Raw genomic sequence first — 22,505 nt, 5'->3', positions numbered from 1 at the left:
AGTCCTTATACATAAGGTTATGTTAAGGACATCCATACAAATAAATTATTGTTTCAGAACTGATAGCGTATTCCCAATGCAATATCAAAGTCAAAATTATCTGAAAAGTCATTATATCCCAAAATTCCGAGTTCAGGTCTTAAATCAAATGATAATAACAGGGGGATATCAAAATTATATTCTACGCCTACATTTCCCGCAACTAAAACAAAGAAACCGCCATCGGGAGTGACATCACCAGGAATCGGCTCAAAACTTGCACTTCCAAATCCCGCACCCGCACCATAAAACCAGTTAAAATTACCATCTATATGGCGTACCCATTCGTAAAGCCCAGTTACTTTAAAAGCATCATATTCCCTGCTGTCTCTCCAACCCAGATTTAATTCCAATCTGTGATATCTGCTCAGTAATCTTTGATAAGAAATTTCTGCGCCAAAACCATCACTGTCGCCCAGGCGTAGACCAAGTGCATTATCGGAAATTTCCTGTGCGCCTATTGTTATTGTAAAAAGACACGCCAGTAATAAAAACGGATTTAAAATTTTCATATGTTCTGATTTTAGTTTAGGTTTAAAATCGCTCTCAGCTAATAAAAACTTAATTTTGCACCTAAAATTGTTCAAGATTGGATAAAAATCTTTTAATCGATCTGGGGAGTAACCTGGAAGGCACTTTACATTTTGATAAGCTTTCCAGAGTCTTGTATGCTACTGATGCTTCTGTATACAGAAAAGTACCAATGGCTGTAACCTTTCCCAAAGGTGAAAATGACATTATAAAACTAATTCTTTTTGCAAAACAACATCATATTGGGCTAATACCCAGAACTGCTGGCACATCATTAGCCGGACAATGCGTAGGTGATGGAATAGTTGTTGACGTATCCAAACATCTGACTAAAATTATACAACTAGATGTCGAAGGAAAAACCGTCACAGTTCAGCCTGGTGTAATCAGGGATGAACTCAATGAATATCTAAAAGAGCATGGTTTGTTTTTCGGACCAAATACATCAACCTCTAACCGCTGTATGATTGGAGGTATGGTGGGAAATAATTCGAGTGGGACAACATCTATTCAATATGGGGTAACGCGAGATAAAATCATTTCTTTAAAAACAATTCTGTCAGATGGTTCCCAGGCTTTATTTAAATCTGTCACCCCTGCCGAGTACAGAAAAAAAATGAATTTAAATACCCTGGAAGGATCTATTTACAGGGAATTGTTTACCGAGTTACAAAACAAAAAGGTACAGCAAAATATTAAAGAAGAATTTCCAAAAAGCAGTATTCACAGAAGAAATACCGGTTACGCGGTAGATGAATTATTGCACAGCAGCCTTTTTGGTGGTCCTGAGGATGAAATTAATATTTGTAAACTACTAAGTGGGAGTGAAGGAACTCTGGCTTTTACTACTGAGATCACGTTGCAATTAGACGACAGTCCACCTCCAATTGCAGCCATGGTTGTTACCCACTATAAAACCCTCGAAGATTGCCTCCAGGACGTCGTGCCTGTTATGAAACACAATTTACACCTGTGCGAAATGATGGATAAAGTGATTTTGGATTGTACCAAAAATAACAGAGAACAGTTATCCAATCGATTTTTTGTTCAAGGTGATCCGGCAGCCTTACTTATGCTGGAGTTGAAAGATGATTCTGAAGATGGTCTTGAAGGAAATTTGCAAAAACTCCTAAAAACGATAGAGGCTTCCGGACTTAGCTATGCCAATCCTATTCTGAGGGGAAACGATATTAACAAAGCCATTGCTTTAAGAAAGGCAGGTCTTGGCCTATTAGGGAATATGGTGGGAGACAGGAAGGCCGTGGCGTGCATAGAGGACACTGCGGTTGCCTTAGACGATCTGAATGATTTCATTGGAGAGTTCACACAGATTATGAAGGGTTACGGCCAGGACGCCGTCTATTACGCTCATGCAGGTGCTGGCGAACTTCATTTAAGACCAATTCTGAACTTAAAACGGGCTGATGATGTTGCGCTTTTCAGGGCAATCACCACAGATGTGGCTAAACTCACTAAAAAATATGGAGGGTCCTTTAGCGGGGAACACGGTGATGGCATTGTCAGAGCAGAATTTATTCCTATGATGCTTGGAGAGGATAATTATAAATTGCTTGCCCGGATTAAATCTTATTTTGATCCTGATCATATTTTTAATCCAGGAAAAATTGTAGACGCCTATCCAATGGACGAATCATTGCGCTATGAAATTGAACGCAAAGAACCCGAAATTAAAACAATTTTTGATTTCTCAGACAGCGAAGGGATATTAAAAGCCGCTGAAAAATGCAATGGGAGCGGGGATTGTAGAAAAACCCATTTAGCTGCTGGTGGAATGTGTCCCAGCTATCATGCAACCAGGAATGAAAAGGATACCACCAGAGGACGTGCAAATGCGCTTCGGGAAGTACTCACAAATTCCACTGAGATAAACCGATTTAATTCTAATGATTTAAAAGAAGTATTCGACCTCTGTTTAAGTTGTAAAGCCTGTGCCAGTGAATGTCCCAGTAATGTTGATGTTGCTACCTTAAAATCTGAATTTTTGTATCAATATCAGGAAACTAACGGGTATAAATTCAGAAATAAATTATTTGCATTTAATACCAGATTAAATGCGCTGGGTAGCAGGGCTCCCAAAATCACGAATACGATTTACAATTCTCGAATACTGGGTTATTTGATCAAGAAAATTTCAGGAATTGCATCTGAAAGATCATTGCCAAATATTTCAAAAATAAATTTAAGTAAATACATTCAAAATACTTATAAACAAGAAGTTAATACAGAAAAAGAAGTTATCCTCTATATTGATGAATTCACACGTTACCTGGACACTGATGTTGGTAAAGATGCCATAGACCTATTATGTGGATTGGGGTATAGCGTACGTCTTTTTTTTGGCGAAAGTGGACGAACATATATTTCAAAAGGGTTTTTAAATGAGGCTAAAAAGCTGGCAGATAAAAATATGGTATCATTGCTCAAATATGCCCAAAAGGGAACTCCAATTCTTGGAATAGAACCTTCGGCAATACTGACCTTCAGAGATGAATATAAAAGATTTCATTTTGAAACGGGAAAAGTTGAAGCAATTGCCTCTGCATCTTATCTTATTGAGGAATTCCTGGCTAATGAAATTAAAAATGGAAACATTAGAAAAGAACAATTTACACAGTCGGCTGCAACAATAAAAATACATGTCCATTGCCATCAAAAGGCTCTCTCTGACCAAAAAGTAACTTTTGATGTATTAAATCTCCCGGAAAACTATAAAGTTAGTATCATTTCCTCTGGCTGCTGTGGTATGGCCGGATCCTTTGGATATGAAAAGGAGCATTATAATACAAGCATGCAAATTGGGGAGTTAAAACTCTTTCCATCCATAAGAAAATCTGAAGAGAGCGTAATTATTGCGGCTAACGGGACGAGTTGCAGGCATCAGATTTTAGATGGCACAAAGCGGAAGGCGCTCCACCCCTTAACTATTTTAAAAAATGCATTATGCATCAATTGATTTGTATTCTTTTTTGGCAGTTTGTTGTTTTGAGACCTGTTTTATTTTAAGGGAGCTAATGACTTCTGTTAAATCCATTGACTTTAAATCTTCATCTGCAAAAAAGGGAGAGAGTTTGTCATAGCTGTAATTATAAACTTTCCATCGCTTAAATGAATACTCCAAAGCGCTAAGGTTTTCTACCCAATCACCGGAATTAAGATAAGTACAATTGCCGTTCTTTGTCTCAAGAATTTCCTTTTTAGGCTGGTGAATATGTCCGCATATCACATAGTCATATCCCTTTGCGATACCTGTTTCTATTGCTGTCCGTTCAAAATTGTCAATATATCTTACAGCATTCTTTACATTATTTTTTATTTTTTTTGCCAGTGAATATCTTTCTTTCCCAAGTTTGATAAAGAACCAATTTAATATTCTATTTAAACGGAGCAGGAGACCGTAACCATATCCACCCAGTTTAGCGAGCCACTTTGCGTGTAGAATAGAAATATCAAAAACATCTCCATGAAAAAACCAGGCTTTTTTGCCGTCTAATTCTAAAATTAATTTGTCCTTAATAGTAAAGTTTTCTATAAATGTATTGCTAAACTTACGCAACATATCGTCATGATTACCGGTAATATACATGACTTCAGTGCCATTTGAAGCCATACTTATAATTTTTTTAAGAATCCTCAAATGCGACACAGGGAAGTAGTGTTTGCTAAATTGCGAGATGTCGATAATATCACCGTTTAAGATTAATTTTTTAGGTTCTATGCTATTTAGATAGGCCATTAATTCTTCTGCATGGCAGCCATAGGTCCCTAAATGCACATCTGATATTACCACTACGTCTATACTCCGCTTCTTCAAAGGATAAAGAATTAATTGATTGTAAAATTAGACCCATTATTATAATATTGTTTTAAGTTAAAGTCACTATTTTATAATGCTAAGGTTAAGTTTGACATAGATAAACGGCCATTTGTTACCTTATTATTAACTGGACGCGCGTTTTGGTTTCCGTTCATTTAACATCTATCTTTGGCTAGTAAAAAAGGAGTTTAAACTCTTAATTGGAAATAAGAAAGACGCTAATTTATGGCTGGAAATACGTTTGGGACACTTTTTAAACTCACTACTTTTGGTGAATCACATGGTAAAGCAATCGGGGGCGTTTTGGATGGCTGCCCATCAGGAATAACTTTGGACCTGGATGCCATTCAGCAAGATCTGGATAGAAGAAAGCCAGGCCAGTCGGCAATAGTTACCCAGCGTAAAGAACCGGACACAGTCGTTTTTTATTCCGGTATTTTTGAAGGGAAGACTACGGGAACACCAATTGGGTTTGCTATTTATAATACCAATCAAAAATCAAAAGATTATTCACATATAAAGGACTCTTATCGCCCTTCTCATGCAGATTACGTCTATGATAAAAAATATGGTTTTAGAGATTATAGGGGAGGGGGCAGAAGTTCAGCCCGTGAAACAGCAAGCCGAGTGGTTGCCGGCGCAATAGCCAAACAATTTTTAAATGGAATTCGCATAAATGCTTTTGTTTCTCAGGTAGGTTCAATTCGCCTGGAAAAGGGCTATACCGATCTGGATTTAAATTTAACGGAAAGTAACGTTGTTCGTTGTCCGGATCCGGATACGGCTGCCAGGATGGAATCCTACATTAAAGAAATTCGAAAAGAAGGAGATACAGTTGGTGGGATTATTAGTTGCGTAATAAAGAATGTCCCAGTTGGACTTGGAGAGCCCGTTTTTGATAAACTACATGCCGACCTGGGAAAAGCTATGTTATCTATTAACGCAGTTAAAGGGTTTGAGTATGGCAGTGGTTTTGAAGGTGTTAAAATGAAAGGAAGTGTTCATAATGATCAATTTAAAGCAGACGGCAGTACAATTACCAATAACAGCGGTGGTATACAGGGAGGGATAAGCAACGGTATGGATATTTATTTCAACGTGGCTTTTAAACCGGTTGCTACTGTCATTCAGTCTTATGAAACTCTTGATAAAGATGGGAACATGGTCAAAACTCAGGGTAAAGGTAGGCATGACCCATGCGTAGTACCAAGAGCGGTGCCAATCGTAGAAGCAATGGCGGCATTAGTACTTGCAGATTTCACTCTGCTAAACAGGACCATCAAATTATAAACTTCCTTTTTTAGGGGTTTTCCCATCAAAATACTATCTTTCTAAACTAAACTTTTTATATGAAGAAACTGGAATTGCATTGGCAAATCCTGATAGGGATGATTCTTGGCCTTCTTTTCGGCTTCGCAATGACCTATATTGAATGGGGTCGTGGTTTCGTACAGGATTGGATTAATCCTTTTGGAACCATATTCGTTAAACTTCTTAAACTAATTGCAATCCCTCTTATTCTGGCATCTTTGGTCAAGGGAATTTCTGATTTAAAGGATATTTCAAAATTTAGAAATATTGGGCTTCGAACAATAGCCATATACATATGCACTACAATAATTGCCATTACTATCGGTCTGGTTTTGGTTAATATTTTAGAACCAGGCGAAGGCATTTCAGAGGAAACAATTACTAAATTAACAGAGACCTATGCTTCAGATAGTGGTGTAACCTCCAAACTGGAAGCTGCTTCCAGGCAAAAACAAGTTGGCCCATTACAGTTTTTGGAAGATATGGTGCCCGATAATGCATTTGGTGCATTAAGCGATAACAGTCTTATGCTTCAAGTAATATTCTTTACTATTTTCTTGGGTATATCCATGTTGTTAATAGGTGAAAAAAGGTCTAAACCACTAAAGAAGTTTTTTGATTCATTAAATGATGTTGTGCTGAAAATGGTAGATTTAATAATGCTTACGGCTCCTGTGGCAGTTTTTGCATTATTGGCTAATGTTGTTGTTTCTTCCGGCGACCCGGATCTATTACTGGCATTATTAAAATATGCAGGAGTAGTAGTTTTGGGACTATTTTTAATGATTGTTTTTTATAGCATAGTTGTGGCTACGTATACGAAGAAGAATCCCTTTTGGTTTTTAAAGGAGATTAGTCCGGCCCAACTATTGGCTTTTTCCACAAGCTCTAGTGCCGCTACATTACCTGTGACTATGGAAAGGGTAGAAGAGCATATTGGCGTAGACAAAGAAGTGTCTAGTTTTGTACTCCCTGTAGGGGCTACCATTAATATGGATGGTACAAGTTTATACCAGGGTGTTGCGGCTGTTTTTATCGCTCAGGCTCTTGATTTTCATCTTACGCTTGGAGGACAATTGACAATTGTTCTTACCGCATTACTTGCGTCAATTGGCTCTGCCGCTGTACCTGGAGCTGGTATGGTAATGCTGGTAATTGTTTTAGAATCTATTGGTTTTCCATCAGATAAGCTGGCAATTGGTCTGGCACTTATTTTTGCAGTAGACCGGCCTTTGGATATGTGCAGGACTATTATAAATGTTACCGGAGATGCGACCGTTGCTATGGTTGTTGCAAAGTCTGTTGGTAAATTAGGTAAACCCCATATAGAGGATTGGGACGAATTTTATGAAGAGGTAAAATAAATTTAATATACTACGAATGAACATTTGTTTTCTTATGTATCCCTGGGAGGAGATTGATCCTGAGAATGATACAAGCCTGGCTTTAATTCACGAATGCGTTAAACGAAACCACGGTGTAGCCTTGTGCACACCCGCTAATCTCACTATTCGGAATAGTGTTACAAATGCCTTTTGCACTGTTATAGGCAGAATGGATAAAGTGCCCGCTAGTCTTAGGTCTTTTTATAAGCAGGCAGAAATTAGGGAAGAAATGCTTCCGCTTGCCGGTTTTGATGTAATATTCATGAGAGCCAATCCACCACTGGATCCTATTATGTTGAATTTTTTAGATTCTGTAAAGGACGATGTGTTTATTATGAATTCCTTGCAGGGTTTAAGAGAAGCGAATAACAAACTGTACACAGCGGCTTTTGGTGATAGCCATAGCAATATAATTCCCGTTACCCATGTTTCCAAGAATAAGAATTATCTGGTAAAACAGATTAAAGAATCTAAAGCCGATAAAATGATCTTAAAACCATTAAACGGCTTTGGCGGATCGGGAGTAATTTTGATTGAAAAATCAGCAATGTCAAATATAAAGTCCCTTTTGGATTTTTATGTTACCAGCTCTGATGGTTCATCCAATTATGTTATTCTTCAGGAATATATTGAAGGGGCTGATCAGGGTGATGTAAGAATTCTGATTTTAAATGGAGAGCCTATTGGCGCAATGAGGCGAATTCCGGGTTCTGATGATCATCGCTCCAATGTTTCAGCAGGGGGTTCAGTTGCCAAGCACATACTTACAAAACAAGAAAAAGCCCTTTGTAAACAAATAGGGCCCAAACTTGTAAAGGATGGGTTATATTTTGTGGGGATCGATGTAATAGGAGGTAAATTAGTTGAGGTGAATGTAATGTCCCCCGGTGGGATAACCTATATGAATAAGGTCTATAAAACAAAAATTCAGACCAAGATAATAGACTTTATAGAAAGCAAGGTGGTGGATAAATTACAGGCGTTCAACAGGCGTTCCAGATTGCGAAATGAGGTTGAGAATGCTTAAACTTTCAGTTGCTGATATTATCTCAAATATTGAATCTGAAATACCGTTTGAGGCAGTTTCAGAAGATTATTCCTTTACTTTAAAGATTAGTGAATACGCCCCATACATATGCGCTGCTGTGCACGATGGGCATCAGTTCAGAAAATCACTTTGGGATAATTGCATTCATACAGAATATGAACGATGGTATGAAGAAGATCCCTGTACAAGTCAAATGGTAGCCTCACATCCCATTGTGCTAACGGCTTGTGATAGCAGATTTGAATATGATCTTAATCGACCTCCTGATGGAGCTATTTATTCAGATGCCTGGGGAAAGCAGTTATGGAAAACACCATTATCTGAAGAAGAATATGAGCTTAGTATGCATAAACATGCATCTTTCTATAGTGTTGTTCACGCCCTTGTATATCAAATTGAAAAAAAATATGGTAAGGCCATCGTTTTTGATATGCATAGTTATAACTGGAAACGCTGGGATAGGGAAGTACCTACCTGGAACCTTGGAACCAGTAACATTGATAACTCCCGCTTTGGTAGTATAGTTACAGATTGGCAACAAAAGCTGGGAGAAATGAAATTACCAAATAATATAAAATCGGACTGCAAAATTAACGACACCTTTCAGGGAAATGGGTTTTTTCTGAAATATATAACAACTACTTTTAGTAATACCCTCGTTTTAGCGACAGAAATTGCAAAGGTCTATTGCGATGAGCTTTCAGCCATTATTTATCCTGAAGTGGTGCGAGCTGTGGAATTGCAATTAAAAGTATTAGTACCTTTGCAGGCTAAAGAATTTCACGAAGAAGATTTATGATTACAGAAGACCATCGCCTGGCAATTCAGTACAAATATCCTAATTTGTTGGAAGTTGATGACAACCTGGATCGGTTGATAAGGAGCATTGAGCTGCTCAGCTATGTAAATCCATTAAATATCGAAAAGGAAAAACATAAGTTTTTTGCTTCGAAATATGCTGAAGATCCTGAATTTAAGTATCCAAAATTAAAGTTTGATCCTTATAAGCTTCATCGTCTATTTTATTCGCAAAGATTGGAGCGTATTCAGGATACAGAATTAAAGAATTTATATACCGAAATAATTTATTATTATGCCAATATGGTGCAATGCATCAAAACTATTGGCAAGGGTAAAGAGTTTTATTACAACTCGCTTAATATTTATGGAACCCCTACAGAGAAGGATGTTCAAAATGCAAAATTCATATTACATTTTAATGATGAACCAGCAAGTGTAGATATGGAAAAAGTCTTCTCTACCGAAGAAGCCAAAGCCTATTTTGAGGATTTTGCTGCATCCTATGAATTTCCTGTAAATATTAAATATGCAACACATATAGCAGCTGATGCGATGGTAAGCAATGCTACCAAAACATTACTTATAAAACGCAATGCGAGATTTAGCCAAAACCAACTGCTAACATTGGCCAATCATGAAATTGGAGTACACCTGGTCACTACGTTTAATGCTTCACTTCAACCGTTAAAAATATTTTCCAACGGATTCCCCAAAAATGTGGAAACACAGGAAGGGCTTGCTGTTTTTAGTGAATATATGAGTGGTGCGCTTACAATTAAAAGGCTCAAAGAATTAGCGTATAGAGTTTTAGCTTCAGATAGTTTAATTAAAGGATATTCTTTTGCCGACACTTTTGATTTGATACATAATCAATACAAACTCAATAGAAATGATGCCTTTTCTATAACATTAAGAGCCCACAGAGGGGGTGGATTTACCAAAGACAGGTTATACTTAAGTGGGTTAAAAAAAATCTACAGACGCTATAAAAGTAATAAGTCTATGGATCTTCTACTTACCGGAAAAGTAGCAATAAACAATATGGATCAGATTAAATACTTGCAGAATTTAGGACTGGCTCAGCTTATTAGCTTTAATAATCTAGCTTTTTCAGAGAATCGAAGCAACAATGCTACTCTGGATTTTATTTTAAATAATCTGAAATAGTTTAATCAAGAAATTTTGCTTTTAGTTCGGGGGTAGGGATCATGCATTCATTTTGTTTCCCAAACCAGCCATACCTGTTTTTTGCTACAAAATCATAGATCCAATCCCTTATAGGTTTCGGCACCCATTCAAAAATACCTAATAGCCGCCATCCACCCCCAAAAGACTTACCAATCTCCAGGGCCGCAGTTGATTTTGTATAAAAGGCAATATTAGGATCAATCAGAATGATGGAATCTATTTGTGAGGAATCTATTCCCCTTTCATTAAGAAGAAATGCAGCTACATCACTTTGCAAAGCGGCAAACTTGTAGACGTTTTTTTTATCATGCTTAATGACAAATTGAATAGCGCTATTGCAAAGGTTGCAAACGCCATCAAACAATATGATTTTCTTATCTCCTTGCGTTATCACGATTCAAAAATAAAGCCTAACAATAAGATTCCGATATGTTTTATAATGTATTTAAGAAAGTTCGGCATTAATTTATGAGTAAGCTTGTGGTTTCTAATGATAGTCAAAAACTATTTTTTGGTTTCAACCAATTCCAATTGATCCACACTTACATTAGTGGTAAACATACCGTAGTTGACTACAGCTTTGTTTTTTTCGAGTTTGTCAATGCTGCCAACGGCTCTGCCATCAAACATTCTAACCCGATCTCCAATTTTAAAAACTGGTCTCGGTTTATTTTTCTCTTTTAAACCTGCTTTTTTCTTTTCTATCTTCTTTTTCTCACGAATAATATTTACCTCTTTCTGCACTTCCTGAGCAGTTTGTACTTTTTTTTGTCGCTCAGTCTTGGCTTGAACAGCAGATTTTTTCTTGCGTTTACTATTTTCAGTCTCCACAATTCTTATAAGTTCGGAAACAAGGATGCGTTTCTTTTTATCTTGAAAATATTTGTCTGCTATAGTATTTACTTTATTACCCAATACGATCATTCTCTGGTCATGGTCATACAATTCCTGATAATTTTCCAACTTCGATTTTACTTTGGCATTTAGTTTTTCCAGCCTAATAGCTTCATCCCGGGCTTTAGACTCTTCTTCCTGTAACCTAGTACCCGTTTGAGCCATTTTATTCCGTTCTTTCTGCATTTTGGCAATGGTTGCATCAAACCGTAATTTACCTCGCTCAACCTTCTTTTTGGCTTTGTTGATTAGATTATATGGAATCCCATTTTTCTGGGCTACTTCAAAAGTAAAAGAACTTCCGGGCTGTCCTAACTCCAATTGAAAGGTGGGCTCCAGAGTCTTGGAATTGAATAGCATATTCGCATTTGTAGTATGAGGCAATTCATCTGCTAATGCCTTTAAATTGGCATAGTGGGTAGTAATTACCCCAAACGCTCCACGCTCATAGAAAACTTCTAAAAAAGCCTCTGCAAGTGCTCCACCTAATTCGGGATCACTTCCTGTTCCAAATTCATCAATAAGGAATAAGGTGTCCTTATTACACTTCTTAAGAAACTTATTCATATTCTTAAGTCTGTAACTGTATGTGCTCAGATGATTCTCAATAGATTGATTATCACCTATATCTGTAAGAATATTTTTAAACAGACATAAAGAACTGCGTTCATGAACAGGAATCAATAGCCCGCTTTGCAACATAACCTGAAGTAACCCTATTGTTTTTAGAGTAATACTTTTCCCCCCGGCATTTGGGCCTGAAATTACGATTATCCTTTTCTCCGGATGAAGCTCAATGGTCTGAGGCCATGTCTTTTGTCCACTTCTTTTGTTAGTTAAAAAAAGTAACGGATGGAAAGCATCTCGCAAATAAAGCCTGCCATTACTGTTTATTTCAGGTAATAGCGCATTCATTTCACTTGCGTATTTAGCCTTGGCAGCTGTAATATCGACTTGTGTTAAAAAACTTTGATATTCACGCAGGAGATATTCGTAAGGCCTTATCAGATTTGTTAATTGATTCAGAATCCTTTGAACCTCCTCTTTTTCATCAAATTCAAGGTTATTAAGTTCTCTGCTATATCTTAGTGAAGCCTCCGGTTCTATATAAACAATACTTCCGGTTTTAGAGGTTCCCATTACGGTGCCTTTAACTTTTCGCCTGTACATTGCCTTAACCGCCAGTACTCTCCTATTTTCTACGACAGACTCCCTGATTTCGTCCAAAAAGTCTGCAGACTGGCAGGAATTCAAGGCTGTTATAAAACTTTGATTGATTTTACCTTTAACCTGGTTTATTTGACTGCGTATGACTTTTAATTCAGCCGAAGCATTGTCTTTCACCTCACCAAAACGATCGATAACTAAATCTATATTAGATATTATCTCGGTATTGGATTCAATTTTTTCGGTACTGGCAAATAACAATGGGTAATAATCCTTAAACTTTTTGAAGAATTTTTTATGGGTATTCACAGAAGTGCAAATAATTCCAATTCGTCGAAAACCTGAAATTTCCAGGGTTGTATTTTCTATTTTAAGTAGCTTCAATTCCTTGTTTATGGAATCAAATCCGTGATTGGGAATCCGATTATCATTGCTATAAGAAGACAGATATTCAGAAGTTTGCCCTAATACTTCTATTAGGTCTTCTTTTGCTGATATTGGCTGGATAGCTACAGCCCCTATCTTTCCTAATTCAGTACTGCAGCGGTCAGACAGTTGCTGCAATACTAAAGGGAACTCTAAATCTTGTAAGGTTTTTTTATCTATTGTTTGCATTTTTAGGAATTGCAGATGTCAAAGGTATGGAATAGGGGTGATTTTGAAAATTCTATTAGGCAATGAGTACAAATAACATGACGCGAATGAAAAAACTATGTAAATAACACTGGGTAAAAGGCATGCTGATTTTATCATTTAGGGCAATAATCCTATATAAAACGGTGTTTAGTAACTATAGAACAACGATTTAAATTTAGTTCTGAGCCTAAAAGCTGTTTTAGATGAGAAGATATTTCAATAGTACTGTCCTGCTATTTCTACTTACAATTATTGTTAGTTGCAGTACAACGAGGAATGTTGATATTCTAACCATAGAGCCTGCTCCGGTTTCTCTTTCCAATACGATTAAAAGAGTAGGGATCATAGGAGGGAAAGTACATTTAAAGGAAGAGAAAGAACAAACCGGACTACACCAGCTCATTTCAAGAGAAAATCAAGAACTTGCCCAAAAAGCAAGGGATGCCGCAATTAATGGTTTATATAATGAACTTACTGGTGACAGTCGTTTTGATACTATCATATTGATGGAGGATATTGTGGAAAATGAGAAAGATCCTGATAATAATGGAGCCTATTTAGGCTGGGACATGGTTGAAGCATTATGTGAAAAACATCAGGTGGATGCTATTTTTTCAATGGCTTATTATGATTCAGACACCAGGGTATCTTTAAAGAAAACCACGATGGATCAACATAATTTATTACGGGTTAAAGAAAAAGTTGCAGCACACCAGATTACACTTGAAACCCTGATTGAAAACGGCTGGCGGATTTATGACCCCTCAAATAAGCTGCTTATTGATGAATTTACTTTTAACAATCAGATAATTTCAACGGCTAAGGGACTTGATCCATATGAAGCACTGCAGGCAATAGAAGACAGAGCAAAAGATATAGTAGAACAGGGTAAGCAAACAGGAAGTTCTTATGGTGCCAGATTACAACCCTATGAGCATAGTATTACCAGGGATTATTTTGTACGCGGAACACCAGATTTTGAACAGGCAGAAATCTATACTTTAACGGGTGATTGGGAGGCGGCAGCAGACCTTTGGAAAAAGGAAACGGAAAATAATGATCCAAAAATAAGCAGCAAAGCCTGCTATAACCTGGCGATTTTAAATGAACGCAACAATAATTTAGCAGAGGCAATGGGCTGGGCAGACAAAGCCTATTCTAAACACCAGGCAAAAAAAATAGCGGAGTATATAGAATCATTAAAGTACCGGCAACAGCAACATGAGCTCCTTCTCCTTCAACAATCAGAACCTTTAACTTCAAAATAGTTTTCCAGACCGATTGGAATATTATTTATGATTTGGTAATGTGGTTATTATTGGTTTAATTTTATAACCGGTAATAAGTCCTTTAATAAATGAACGTTTCTATTCATCCAAGCTGGCAGAGTCAGCTGCATTCTGAATTCCAACAACCTTATTTTGATTCACTGGTGCGATTTGTTAGAGATGAATACGCCTCAACTACATGTTTTCCTCAGGGAAATAAAATTTTTGCTGCATTTGACCATTCAAATTTTGAAGCGACCAAAGTAGTAATCATTGGCCAGGATCCTTACCACGGGCCCAACCAGGCCAATGGCCTTTGTTTTTCAGTAAAAGATGGAATCCGGCATCCACCATCATTAATAAATATATTTAAAGAAATAGAGACAGATATTGGGAAACCATACCCAAAAAGCGGTGACCTTGAACACTGGGCGGATCAGGGAGTTTTGTTGTTGAATGCCACGCTAACTGTTAGGGCGCATAGCGCCGGGAGTCATCAAAATAAGGGATGGGAAGTTTTTACTGATGCCGTTATCCGGAAACTTTCGGACGAAAAGGAAGGGCTCGTATTTTTGTTGTGGGGCGGATTTGCCAAAAAGAAGATCACTTTGATTGATACTTCAAAACATCACATTCTTACAAGCGGTCACCCGTCTCCTTTAAGCGCCAACAGGGGCCTGTGGTTCGGCAACAAACATTTCAGTAAAACGAATGAATTGTTAAAGAAGATGGGCAAAGTACCTATACATTGGTAATCAATTTATCAACTTCAAGTTTGTGACTTATCAAGTCTAGTCTATACAGATATTCCTGAACGATATCAATTGTTTCCATACTTATTTGTGACTGGCTCCATTGGGTCATGCTTAACCATTCCCGAACATCTTCAATTCGTTGTTCATATTTGTTAGAAATTGTCCTGTCAATACTGGGGATATGTTTGAATTCCGTAGTGTAAAGATTGATGACTTCTAAAATATGAAGAAGCGTTCCTTTATGATCATCAAGAAAAGAATCAGTAGCAGCGATTACAAAACATGGCCATGGAGTAGGGCAGTCTGCAATTCTTCTGAAGATACCGGAATCTACAATAGGTTTAGTTGTAAAGTGTTCCCACATAAAATAATCTGCTGTTCCCAATTTCAGGGCTTCTATAGCCCCATCCAGGGTATTCACAACATGGAAATTAAGTGACGAGGTATCCCATCCATTAGATTGGGCATTCACAAAGGACATTAGGTGGCTGCCACTGCCTAACCTGCTAATTGCCACAGTTGCATTTTGTAGATCTGCCATATTTTGGAATTCACTATCCGCAGCTACATGGATTCCCCATTGAAGGGGCGTGGCTATATACTCCTGGATTATTTTTACAGGATTACCTTCAGTTATACTTTTTACAATACCTTCAGTGAGAATAATTGCCAGGTCTGCCTGCCCTTCTTCCAACATGGTACACATCTTCCCTGTACCTTCAGGAACATCTGTCCATACAAGATCTATTCCTCTTGTTTTAAACGCGCCTTCTTCTATGGCCATTAGCCAGGGAAAATTAAAATGTTCCGGGACGCCTACGATTTTTACAGTTTTCAATAGGCCGTAAGTTTATCAAGCGTATATTTAATAAGGGAATCAATGGTTTTAACCGGGTCTTTGGAAAATTCTCCGGTACTTCTGTTAGCTAATATGCAATTCATCGATGCAGCTCTGTGTCCCATTAATTTTGCAAGCCCAAAAATTGCAGATGTTTCCATTTCCAGATTAGTAATTCTCATTCCATTATACTCAAAAGAACTTAATTTAGAATTAAGGTCATTATCCTCTAATAATAAGCGAAGCCTTCGCCCCTGCGGTCCATAGAAACCAACGTTGGTGCCGGTGATACCTAAAATAACCTTGTCTGAACGCAGTTTCTCTGTTAATTGCAGATCTGATTCAACAACATAGGGTATAGACTTGTACACAGACCAGTCTGTATGATCAATAAAAGCAAGTTGCATTTCGGGATACTGAATATGTTCGCTTTCGTAGAAATGAAGCACATTGTCAAAACCCATGGCATATTCACTTAATAAAAAAGAATCTGTTTCTATATCTGGTTGAATTCCGCCCGAAGTGCCAATTCTGACTATATCCAGACTAGTTTTGTCTTCTTTTATAGTTCTGGTCCCGAAATCAATATTGACCAAGGCATCAAGCTCATTCATCACAATATCAATATTGTCCGTTCCTATGCCTGTGGATAAAACAGAGATTCTGGTTCCGTTAAGCAAACCGGTATGTGTGATAAATTCCCTTTTCCCCTTTTGTAATTCAAGGGTGTCAAAATATTTGGAAACTAAAGGAACCCTGTTTTGATCGCCAACAACGATAACAGTCTCTGCCAGGTCTTCGGGAAGTAAATTGAGGTGGTATATGCTTTTGTCAGCATTAAGAATGAGTTCGGATGCACTCAGCTGCATACTACAGTTTTAAAATTCTGTCGGACTCAGTATTATATAAGAAATTATATTTTAAAGCCCCTCCCAGGTAGTCTTCACTGTCTCTTATTTTAGAATAATAATTGGTTTGGCCATCGAGAATTTGCTTGCCTTTTGCGGTAAGTCTTACCGGGTTGAAGGATGAAAATAGAGGTCGTAAGCTAGAAATTACCCGCTCGTACTGGGTATCACCAAAACCATAAAACCCTTGATTTTCAATTAGTTTACCTAACAGCTCCTTTTTAGATTTAGGTTTTTGATGAAGAGAAAATTCCAAGACGCGATTTTCCAATTCGTTTAGACCATTTTTAATGGTAGGAAACCTTCTGAGGTGAACTTTAATGGCATCTGAGAGATAATCAAATTGATAATTATCAAAACCTATTAGATTTTCTAATCGGATGGGATTATCACTGCAATACAATTGCCAGACATAGTCTGCATATTCAATATCGTTCTGAGAAAGCTTTACTTTATTTTCATAAGAATTCAAAAGTTGTTCATCACTCAAGTCATTAAGTCTGTATAAGCGATTTGTTTCGTCTTCATCACCACTGCAAACCAAATAGATTTCGGCATATCGACGATGTTTTTTGAGCCAACTTAGGACAGCCAGCATATTTATCTGGCAAAAAAGGTCGTATTCAAACCAAAGTATAATCTGATCCTGCTGTTTATGATTACAAAGGGAACGATATTCTTTTAGTGTTTTTTCAACAAACCAGGATTTACTAACCTTATAATTTTTATGAAGAAAATCAAAACGTGTTTTCCAAAAGGATTCACTGCCCACATTGGTTTCCGTTTTACCCTCACAAAGCATTTCCCGCCAGGTTATTATGTCGCCCTTAAGTTTTAGTGTCTTTAACTTTTGGGTGAAACTATCCCCGTTGGTGATATGCAATTGGGAACTCATTATATAGGTTGTTTAGTTTATAACGTTTAAAAGTAACATTTAATCGAAAAAAACAAAAACAAATTAACAGAAAAACCTGTGTAATTTTATAAAAATAAATTATCTCACTTGTTCAGCAGGATAAAAGCACCCCCAAGTTAACCCCCAACTCGTTTTGTCTTAAAGCCCATTTCCTGAAGCAGGGTCATAATTTTGTCCCTGTAGTCCCCTTGAATTATGATAGAACCGTTTTTAAATGACCCTCCAACACTTAATTTTTTCTTTAAATCCTGCGCTAATTTCTTAAAATCTTGCTCAGCTCCGTTATACCCTTCCAAAATAGTGATCGGCTTACCTTTTCTTTTTTCGTATTTACAAATTATGGGCTCTTCCTGAAGCCATACTTCGCGCTTCTTCTCCGTAATTTTTTCCTCTTCTGATGAGATGTGTTCAGGGAATAAGTTCTTTAATTGATCTTTTAAATCCATTTCAAGACAATTATATTTATTGGTAAAACATACAATATTTGAAAATAAAAAATATGATATGTTTTTGAAATAAAATTAGTTACATACTTTTATTTAAAGTAATAAATTATTTTTTAATTAAGCCAAGATCAATAAGACGTTCATTCAAAAACTCTCCTGCTGTAATATCCTCAAAATGCTTTGGGTGCTCTTCATCAATACAATTTTCAAGGCAATCGAGGGGCATATTACTTATGGGATGCATAAAAAAAGGAATAGAATATCTTGAAGTGCTCCATAATTCACGTGGGGGATTTACTACCCGGTGGACAGTTGATTTTAGTTTTTCGTTTGACAGGCGTGAAAGCATATCCCCAACATTGATCATTAACTGATCTGTGGTGGCGATCGCATCAACCCATTCTCCTTTATGGTTTTGAACCTGCAGACCTCTGCCATGTGCTCCCATTAGTAAGGTTATAAGGTTGATATCTCCATGAGCTGCTGCTCTTACAGCATTTTTGGGTTCATTCGTAATCGGCGGATAGTGAATTGGTCTTAAAATAGAGTTCCCGTTTTTAATATACTCATCAAAGTAAGTTTCAGGAAGATCCAGATGAATTGCCAGTGCTCTCAGGACATACTTCGCGGTTTTTTCCAACATCTTATAAGTTTCTTTGCCAACTTTATTAAACTCTGGCAGCTCTTTTACGGTGACATTTTCAGGATATTCCGCTTCCAAGGTGGGGTCGTCTTCAACGAACTGCCCAAAATGCCAAAACTCTTTTAAGTCTCCTTCTTTTCTTCCTTTGGCATGCTCTTTTCCAAATGAGGTATAGCCTCTTTGTCCGCCAATGCCTTCAATTTCATAAGAATCTTTTATTTCCTGAGGCAAATTAAAGAACTTTTTAACTTCATCATATAAATCCTTAACCAGGTCATCAGAAAGAAAATGACCGCTTAACGCCACAAAACCAATGTTTTCAAATGCGCTGCCTATTTCTTTTATGAATTTTTCTTTTCGCTGCGGATCACCACTTGTATAATCTCTTAGGTCTACGCTGGGTATACTGCTCATTGCTATGGTTTTTAGTAGTTTCAAAGTTAATAAATATTACCTGCAAATATGCAGGACATTTCTACTGTTTTATTGAGGTCAATTTTGTTACATTTATACCCAAAATACACCTACAATCTATTCGTTGAAATATGGAATATTTAAGCAAGGGGATTAGTAAAGAAAAATTGCTGGAGCTTTACCGTGCTATGTTGAAGCCAAGGATGATCGAAGAGAAAATGCTAATTCTCCTGCGACAGGGAAAGATATCAAAATGGTTTAGCGGTATAGGTCAGGAAGCTATTTCGATAGGAGTTGCCAGTGCTTTAACTAAAGATGAATATATTCTTCCAATGCATAGGAATTTAGGTGTATTTACCACGCGAGAGATACCCTTATTTCGATTATTTGCGCAATGGCAAGGTAAGTCCAGTGGATTTACTAACGGGCGTGATCGCAGTTTTCACTTTGGAACTCAGGAGTACAAAATTGTGGGAATGATTTCTCATCTGGGTCCTCAATTAGGGGTGGCAGATGGAATTGCTTTGGCTGATCTTCTGAAAAAGAGACAAAAAGTAACAGCTGTTTTTACCGGTGAAGGTGCTACAAGTGAAGGAGACTTCCATGAGGCTCTAAACGTTGCCGCGGTTTGGGGTTTACCGGTATTATTTTGTGTTGAAAACAATGGTTATGGGCTTTCAACGCCAATTTCAGAGCAGTTTAAGTGTGAACATATAGCTGACAAGGGCAAGGGCTATGGAATGGAAGCTCATATTATAAACGGTAATAATATACTTGAGGTCTACAGTAAAGTTAATGAGCTTTGTGAAAGCATCCGGAAAAAGCCAAGACCAGTTTTATTGGAGTTCAAAACATTTAGAATGCGCGGACATGAAGAGGCCAGCGGCACTAAATATGTTCCAAAAAAATTATTGGAGGAGTGGGCAGCCAAGGATCCTTTAGAAAATTATGTAGAATATCTGCACGCCCAGGAAATACTTTCTGAAGAGATGGAAGTTGAATTTAAAAAGGAGATTATTCACGAAATAGATGAAAACCTACAGCTCGCTTTTGCGGAAGGGCAAGTTCAATTTAATGAAAGTAAAGAATTAAATGACGTATATAAAGAGTTTGATTATCAAGATATTAAACCAAATAATGAAACACGTAATATTCGCCTGGTTGATGCAATTTCCGAAAGTTTAAAGCAATCAATGGAAAAGCATGAGGATTTGGTGATATTGGGGCAGGACATCGCTGATTATGGAGGTGTTTTTAAAATAACAGAGGGTTTTGTTGATGCTTTTGGAACAGATCGGGTGAGAAATACGCCTATCTGCGAATCAGCAATTGTATCCGCGGCTATGGGGCTTTCAATTAACGGAATGAAGTGTGTTATGGAAATGCAATTTGCCGATTTTGTTAGTTCGGGTTTTAATCCCATAGTTAATTACCTGGCCAAGGTCCACTACCGGTGGAATGAAAATGCGGATGTAGTAGTTAGAATGCCATGTGGAGGAGGAGTAGGAGCCGGTCCTTTTCATTCCCAGACCAATGAAGCCTGGTTTACAAAAACGCCAGGGCTTAAAGTAGTTTATCCAGCTTTCCCTTATGATGCCAAAGGTCTTTTGGCAACAGCGATTAATGATCCAAACCCTGTTTTGTTTTTTGAGCACAAAGCACTTTATCGCAGTATATATCAGGAAGTTCCATCAGCATATTATACCTTGCCTTTTGGAGAAGCCGCCCTATTGAAAGAAGGTGAAGAAGTTTCAATAGTAACTTACGGCGCCGGCGTTCACTGGGCTTTGGAATGTTTGGAACAAAACCCGGAAATACAGGCTGATCTTTTAGATTTGCGCACTCTCCAACCCTTGGATACTCTTGCTATTTTTGAATCAGTCAAAAAGACAGGTAAATTGATTATTCTACAAGAGGATAGTTTATTTGGAGGGATTGCAAGTGATATATCTGCCCTGGTTATGGAAGAGTGTTTTGAATTTTTGGATGCCCCTGTTAAACGGGTTGGAAGCCTGGAAACCCCTGTGCCATTTGCAAAATCTTTAGAAAACAATTATCTGCCTAAGGAAAGGTTTCTTAACTCCTTACTGGAGTTAATTAAATATTGAAATTATAATAGGCCTTTCAGTTAGTTAAATGATCTTATTTTATACTTTTAACACTTCAAAAATCTTCACAAAATTAATTTTATGAAAAACATATTTTATTTGGCAATTGCCATGCTTATAGTTTCATGCTCTGCAACAACTACTGCCAGTTCCCAGTCTTCACAAATGAAGAAAAAAACATTGAAAGGCACCTGGTCCTTAACAAATATTCGATTTGTTGGTGAAGAAGGGCTGTATAAAGCAGATTTATTTGGAATTGCAGATTCCCCCTGCTATAAGGGAGGAGAATGGCTATTTATTCCTAATAATGGAACTGGCAGATTCTCTATTAACGGATCTGAAAGATGCCAGGAGGGTACCCACCGCATACTTTGGTCTTTCTATGAGTCGGGTAACGGAAGTACTGAACTCCAGTTTAAATTGGTGGATGCCAAAAACAAACCTTTGAGCAGAGATAAAAGCGGCTATCGTATGACAGTTGAGAGCTTAGGTGAATCCAATGCTGTTTTTAGGGTTAAGGTAGATTATGAAGGAAAACCTTTTGATGTTGTCCTGACTTTAGATAAAGTTTCTAACGAGGTAAAGCTTTAAAATTTAACAATAACAAATAGTATTCAGATGACAAGAAAATTTACGAGTTACCTATTGGTTGCAATGATGTTTTTAACTTTGAACAGCAGTTGTAATGCGATAAAAAATTCCAATAAAACACAAAGAGGTGCTGCTATAGGAGGTGCCGGTGGCGCTCTGGTTGGTGGTCTTATTGGAGGGAATATAGGAGGAGCTTTAATTGGTGCTGCCATAGGCGGAGTTGCCGGTGGACTTATCGGTAATAAGATGGATAAACAGGCTCAGAAAATTGAGACTGAAATTCCCGGTGCGGATGTAAAACGGGTAGGTGAAGGAATACACATAATTTTTGACGATAAAAGTGGCGTGAACTTTGCGTTTGACAGTTCCGATTTAACAGCGGAAGCCAAGTCTAATCTGGATAAGGTTGCTGAAATATTTTTGGAATTCCCGGATACCAATCTGATGATACAGGGCTATACAGATAGTGTGGGTAATGATGATTATAATCTGAAATTATCCAAACGACGAGCAAACGCAGTTGCAGATTATTTGAAAGCAGAAGGTGTGGCGTCCAGCAGAATGACTGTTGAGGGTTTTGGCGAAGCGGCACCAAGGTTTGACAATGCCACTAAAGAAGGACAAGCCGGGAACAGAAGAGTGGAAATAGGTGTATCTGCCAATAAGCAAATGATAGAAGATGCTAAAGCTCAAGCTAATTAATTGATTCTGCGGAAAAGAATTAGTATTGTTTAAACCCGACTTGCAAGTCGGGTTTTTTCATTTAAAAACCATTATCTTCCA

The 22,505-nt window shown here is 37.5% G+C and carries 20 protein-coding genes; 11 read left to right on the top strand and 9 right to left on the bottom strand.

The features are described from left to right. Positions 1 to 53: 53 nt before the first annotated feature. Positions 54 to 551, bottom strand: a complete 498-nt coding sequence (locus Q0874_RS10085; RefSeq protein ID WP_299162589.1) for a hypothetical protein — start codon at positions 549 to 551, stop codon at positions 54 to 56. Between the two features lie 77 nt (positions 552 to 628). On the opposite strand from Q0874_RS10085, the gene Q0874_RS10080 reads away from it, so the two are divergent. Then, on the top strand, positions 629 to 3,544 hold the full coding sequence (locus Q0874_RS10080; protein ID WP_299162586.1) for an FAD-binding and (Fe-S)-binding domain-containing protein: 2,916 nt from the start codon (positions 629 to 631) through the stop codon (positions 3,542 to 3,544). Here the strand turns inward: Q0874_RS10080 and Q0874_RS10075 are convergent. Beyond that, positions 3,530 to 4,402 carry a UDP-2,3-diacylglucosamine diphosphatase gene (locus Q0874_RS10075; protein ID WP_299162583.1) on the bottom strand — a complete coding sequence of 291 codons (873 nt, stop codon included), beginning with the start codon at positions 4,400 to 4,402 and terminating at the stop codon, positions 3,530 to 3,532. The genes Q0874_RS10080 and Q0874_RS10075 overlap by 15 nt on opposite strands. Positions 4,403 to 4,630: 228 nt before the next feature. On the opposite strand from Q0874_RS10075, the gene aroC reads away from it, so the two are divergent. The 5 genes from aroC to Q0874_RS10050 are packed head-to-tail and all read left to right on the top strand — an operon-like array spanning position 4,631 to position 10,117. Next, complete coding sequence (gene aroC, locus Q0874_RS10070; RefSeq protein WP_299162580.1) at positions 4,631 to 5,695, top strand: chorismate synthase; 1,065 nt, start codon at positions 4,631 to 4,633, stop codon at positions 5,693 to 5,695. Between the two features lie 59 nt (positions 5,696 to 5,754). After that, the gene (locus tag Q0874_RS10065) at positions 5,755 to 7,080 is read left to right on the top strand and encodes a dicarboxylate/amino acid:cation symporter (protein ID WP_299162578.1); all 1,326 of its coding nucleotides are present in this window, start codon (positions 5,755 to 5,757) and stop codon (positions 7,078 to 7,080) included. Positions 7,081 to 7,096: 16 nt separating this feature from the next. Next, the gene (gshB, locus tag Q0874_RS10060) at positions 7,097 to 8,128 is read left to right on the top strand and encodes a glutathione synthase (protein WP_299162576.1); all 1,032 of its coding nucleotides are present in this window, start codon (positions 7,097 to 7,099) and stop codon (positions 8,126 to 8,128) included. After that, the gene (locus Q0874_RS10055; RefSeq protein ID WP_299162573.1) at positions 8,121 to 8,948 is read left to right on the top strand and encodes an N-formylglutamate amidohydrolase; all 828 of its coding nucleotides are present in this window, start codon (positions 8,121 to 8,123) and stop codon (positions 8,946 to 8,948) included. Before gshB ends, Q0874_RS10055 begins: the two co-directional genes overlap by 8 nt. Continuing rightward, on the top strand, positions 8,945 to 10,117 hold the full coding sequence (locus Q0874_RS10050) for a flavohemoglobin expression-modulating QEGLA motif protein (protein WP_299162571.1): 1,173 nt from the start codon (positions 8,945 to 8,947) through the stop codon (positions 10,115 to 10,117). Before Q0874_RS10055 ends, Q0874_RS10050 begins: the two co-directional genes overlap by 4 nt. A 1-nt stretch (position 10,118) precedes the next feature. On the opposite strand, the gene Q0874_RS10045 is transcribed toward Q0874_RS10050, so the two are convergent. Both Q0874_RS10045 and Q0874_RS10040 read right to left on the bottom strand, forming a co-directional pair. After that, positions 10,119 to 10,535 (bottom strand): thiol-disulfide oxidoreductase DCC family protein, encoded by a 417-nt coding sequence (locus tag Q0874_RS10045; protein ID WP_299163232.1) that lies wholly within the window; start codon positions 10,533 to 10,535, stop codon positions 10,119 to 10,121. Positions 10,536 to 10,642: 107 nt separating this feature from the next. Further along, positions 10,643 to 12,814, bottom strand: coding sequence for a DNA mismatch repair protein MutS (locus Q0874_RS10040; RefSeq protein WP_299162569.1), 2,172 nt, complete (start codon positions 12,812 to 12,814; stop codon positions 10,643 to 10,645). Positions 12,815 to 13,038: 224 nt separating this feature from the next. Here Q0874_RS10040 and Q0874_RS10035 point away from each other — a divergent pair, with 224 nt between their 5' ends. Further along, a complete protein-coding gene (locus Q0874_RS10035) occupies positions 13,039 to 14,103 on the top strand; it encodes a DUF6340 family protein (RefSeq protein WP_299162567.1) in 1,065 nt (354 codons plus the stop codon). An 89-nt stretch (positions 14,104 to 14,192) separates the two neighbouring features. Continuing rightward, complete coding sequence (locus tag Q0874_RS10030; RefSeq protein WP_299162565.1) at positions 14,193 to 14,858, top strand: uracil-DNA glycosylase; 666 nt, start codon at positions 14,193 to 14,195, stop codon at positions 14,856 to 14,858. Here Q0874_RS10030 and Q0874_RS10025 read toward each other — a convergent pair. From Q0874_RS10025 to Q0874_RS10005, 5 genes are all read right to left on the bottom strand, one after another. Further along, the gene (locus tag Q0874_RS10025) at positions 14,845 to 15,696 is read right to left on the bottom strand and encodes a substrate-binding domain-containing protein (RefSeq protein WP_299162563.1); all 852 of its coding nucleotides are present in this window, start codon (positions 15,694 to 15,696) and stop codon (positions 14,845 to 14,847) included. The genes Q0874_RS10030 and Q0874_RS10025 overlap by 14 nt on opposite strands. Beyond that, positions 15,693 to 16,565, bottom strand: a complete 873-nt coding sequence (locus Q0874_RS10020; RefSeq protein WP_299162561.1) for a nucleoside phosphorylase — start codon at positions 16,563 to 16,565, stop codon at positions 15,693 to 15,695. Before Q0874_RS10020 ends, Q0874_RS10025 begins: the two co-directional genes overlap by 4 nt. Before the next feature lies 1 nt (position 16,566). Next, positions 16,567 to 17,499 (bottom strand): DUF1835 domain-containing protein, encoded by a 933-nt coding sequence (locus tag Q0874_RS10015; RefSeq protein ID WP_299162559.1) that lies wholly within the window; start codon positions 17,497 to 17,499, stop codon positions 16,567 to 16,569. A 137-nt stretch (positions 17,500 to 17,636) separates the two neighbouring features. Further along, a complete protein-coding gene (locus Q0874_RS10010) occupies positions 17,637 to 17,966 on the bottom strand; it encodes a translation initiation factor (RefSeq protein WP_299162557.1) in 330 nt (109 codons plus the stop codon). Between the two features lie 106 nt (positions 17,967 to 18,072). Beyond that, positions 18,073 to 19,023 carry a 2-oxoglutarate and iron-dependent oxygenase domain-containing protein gene (locus Q0874_RS10005; protein WP_299162555.1) on the bottom strand — a complete coding sequence of 317 codons (951 nt, stop codon included), beginning with the start codon at positions 19,021 to 19,023 and terminating at the stop codon, positions 18,073 to 18,075. Between the two features lie 131 nt (positions 19,024 to 19,154). On the opposite strand from Q0874_RS10005, the gene Q0874_RS10000 reads away from it, so the two are divergent. The 3 genes from Q0874_RS10000 (at position 19,155) to Q0874_RS09990 (ending at position 22,424) form a co-directional block, all read left to right on the top strand. Continuing rightward, positions 19,155 to 21,131, top strand: coding sequence for a dehydrogenase E1 component subunit alpha/beta (locus tag Q0874_RS10000; protein ID WP_299162553.1), 1,977 nt, complete (start codon positions 19,155 to 19,157; stop codon positions 21,129 to 21,131). Between the two features lie 81 nt (positions 21,132 to 21,212). Beyond that, the gene (locus Q0874_RS09995) at positions 21,213 to 21,722 is read left to right on the top strand and encodes a hypothetical protein (protein WP_299162551.1); all 510 of its coding nucleotides are present in this window, start codon (positions 21,213 to 21,215) and stop codon (positions 21,720 to 21,722) included. Between the two features lie 27 nt (positions 21,723 to 21,749). Then, positions 21,750 to 22,424, top strand: coding sequence for an OmpA family protein (locus tag Q0874_RS09990; protein WP_299162549.1), 675 nt, complete (start codon positions 21,750 to 21,752; stop codon positions 22,422 to 22,424). Positions 22,425 to 22,505: the final 81 nt, after the last annotated feature.

Origin of the sequence: uncultured Eudoraea sp. (genome assembly GCF_947490415.1) — a bacterium.
Taxonomy (GTDB): Bacteria; Bacteroidota; Bacteroidia; order Flavobacteriales; family Flavobacteriaceae; genus Eudoraea.
Note: the sequence above shows the minus strand (reverse complement) of the source record. Positions and strands in the feature narration are given on the sequence as shown.

Bases quoted from the DNA above. Each gene is read 5' to 3' on its own strand.
- Q0874_RS10065 (WP_299162578.1), top strand. From the start codon at position 5,755: ATGAAGAAACTGGAATTGCATTGGCAAATCCTGATAGGGATGATTCTT.
- Q0874_RS10005 (WP_299162555.1), bottom strand. From the start codon at position 19,023: ATGAGCAGTATACCCAGCGTAGACCTAAGAGATTATACAAGTGGTGAT.
- aroC (WP_299162580.1), top strand. From the start codon at position 4,631: ATGGCTGGAAATACGTTTGGGACACTTTTTAAACTCACTACTTTTGGT.
- gshB (WP_299162576.1), top strand. From the start codon at position 7,097: ATGAACATTTGTTTTCTTATGTATCCCTGGGAGGAGATTGATCCTGAG.
- Q0874_RS09990 (WP_299162549.1), top strand. From the start codon at position 21,750: ATGACAAGAAAATTTACGAGTTACCTATTGGTTGCAATGATGTTTTTA.
- Q0874_RS10055 (WP_299162573.1), top strand. From the start codon at position 8,121: ATGCTTAAACTTTCAGTTGCTGATATTATCTCAAATATTGAATCTGAA.
- Q0874_RS10010 (WP_299162557.1), bottom strand. From the start codon at position 17,966: ATGGATTTAAAAGATCAATTAAAGAACTTATTCCCTGAACACATCTCA.
- Q0874_RS09995 (WP_299162551.1), top strand. From the start codon at position 21,213: ATGAAAAACATATTTTATTTGGCAATTGCCATGCTTATAGTTTCATGC.
- Q0874_RS10035 (WP_299162567.1), top strand. From the start codon at position 13,039: ATGAGAAGATATTTCAATAGTACTGTCCTGCTATTTCTACTTACAATT.
- Q0874_RS10020 (WP_299162561.1), bottom strand. From the start codon at position 16,565: ATGCAGCTGAGTGCATCCGAACTCATTCTTAATGCTGACAAAAGCATA.
- Q0874_RS10030 (WP_299162565.1), top strand. From the start codon at position 14,193: ATGAACGTTTCTATTCATCCAAGCTGGCAGAGTCAGCTGCATTCTGAA.
- Q0874_RS10085 (WP_299162589.1), bottom strand. From the start codon at position 551: ATGAAAATTTTAAATCCGTTTTTATTACTGGCGTGTCTTTTTACAATA.
- Q0874_RS10015 (WP_299162559.1), bottom strand. From the start codon at position 17,499: ATGAGTTCCCAATTGCATATCACCAACGGGGATAGTTTCACCCAAAAG.
- Q0874_RS10040 (WP_299162569.1), bottom strand. From the start codon at position 12,814: ATGCAAACAATAGATAAAAAAACCTTACAAGATTTAGAGTTCCCTTTA.
- Q0874_RS10000 (WP_299162553.1), top strand. From the start codon at position 19,155: ATGGAATATTTAAGCAAGGGGATTAGTAAAGAAAAATTGCTGGAGCTT.
- Q0874_RS10050 (WP_299162571.1), top strand. From the start codon at position 8,945: ATGATTACAGAAGACCATCGCCTGGCAATTCAGTACAAATATCCTAAT.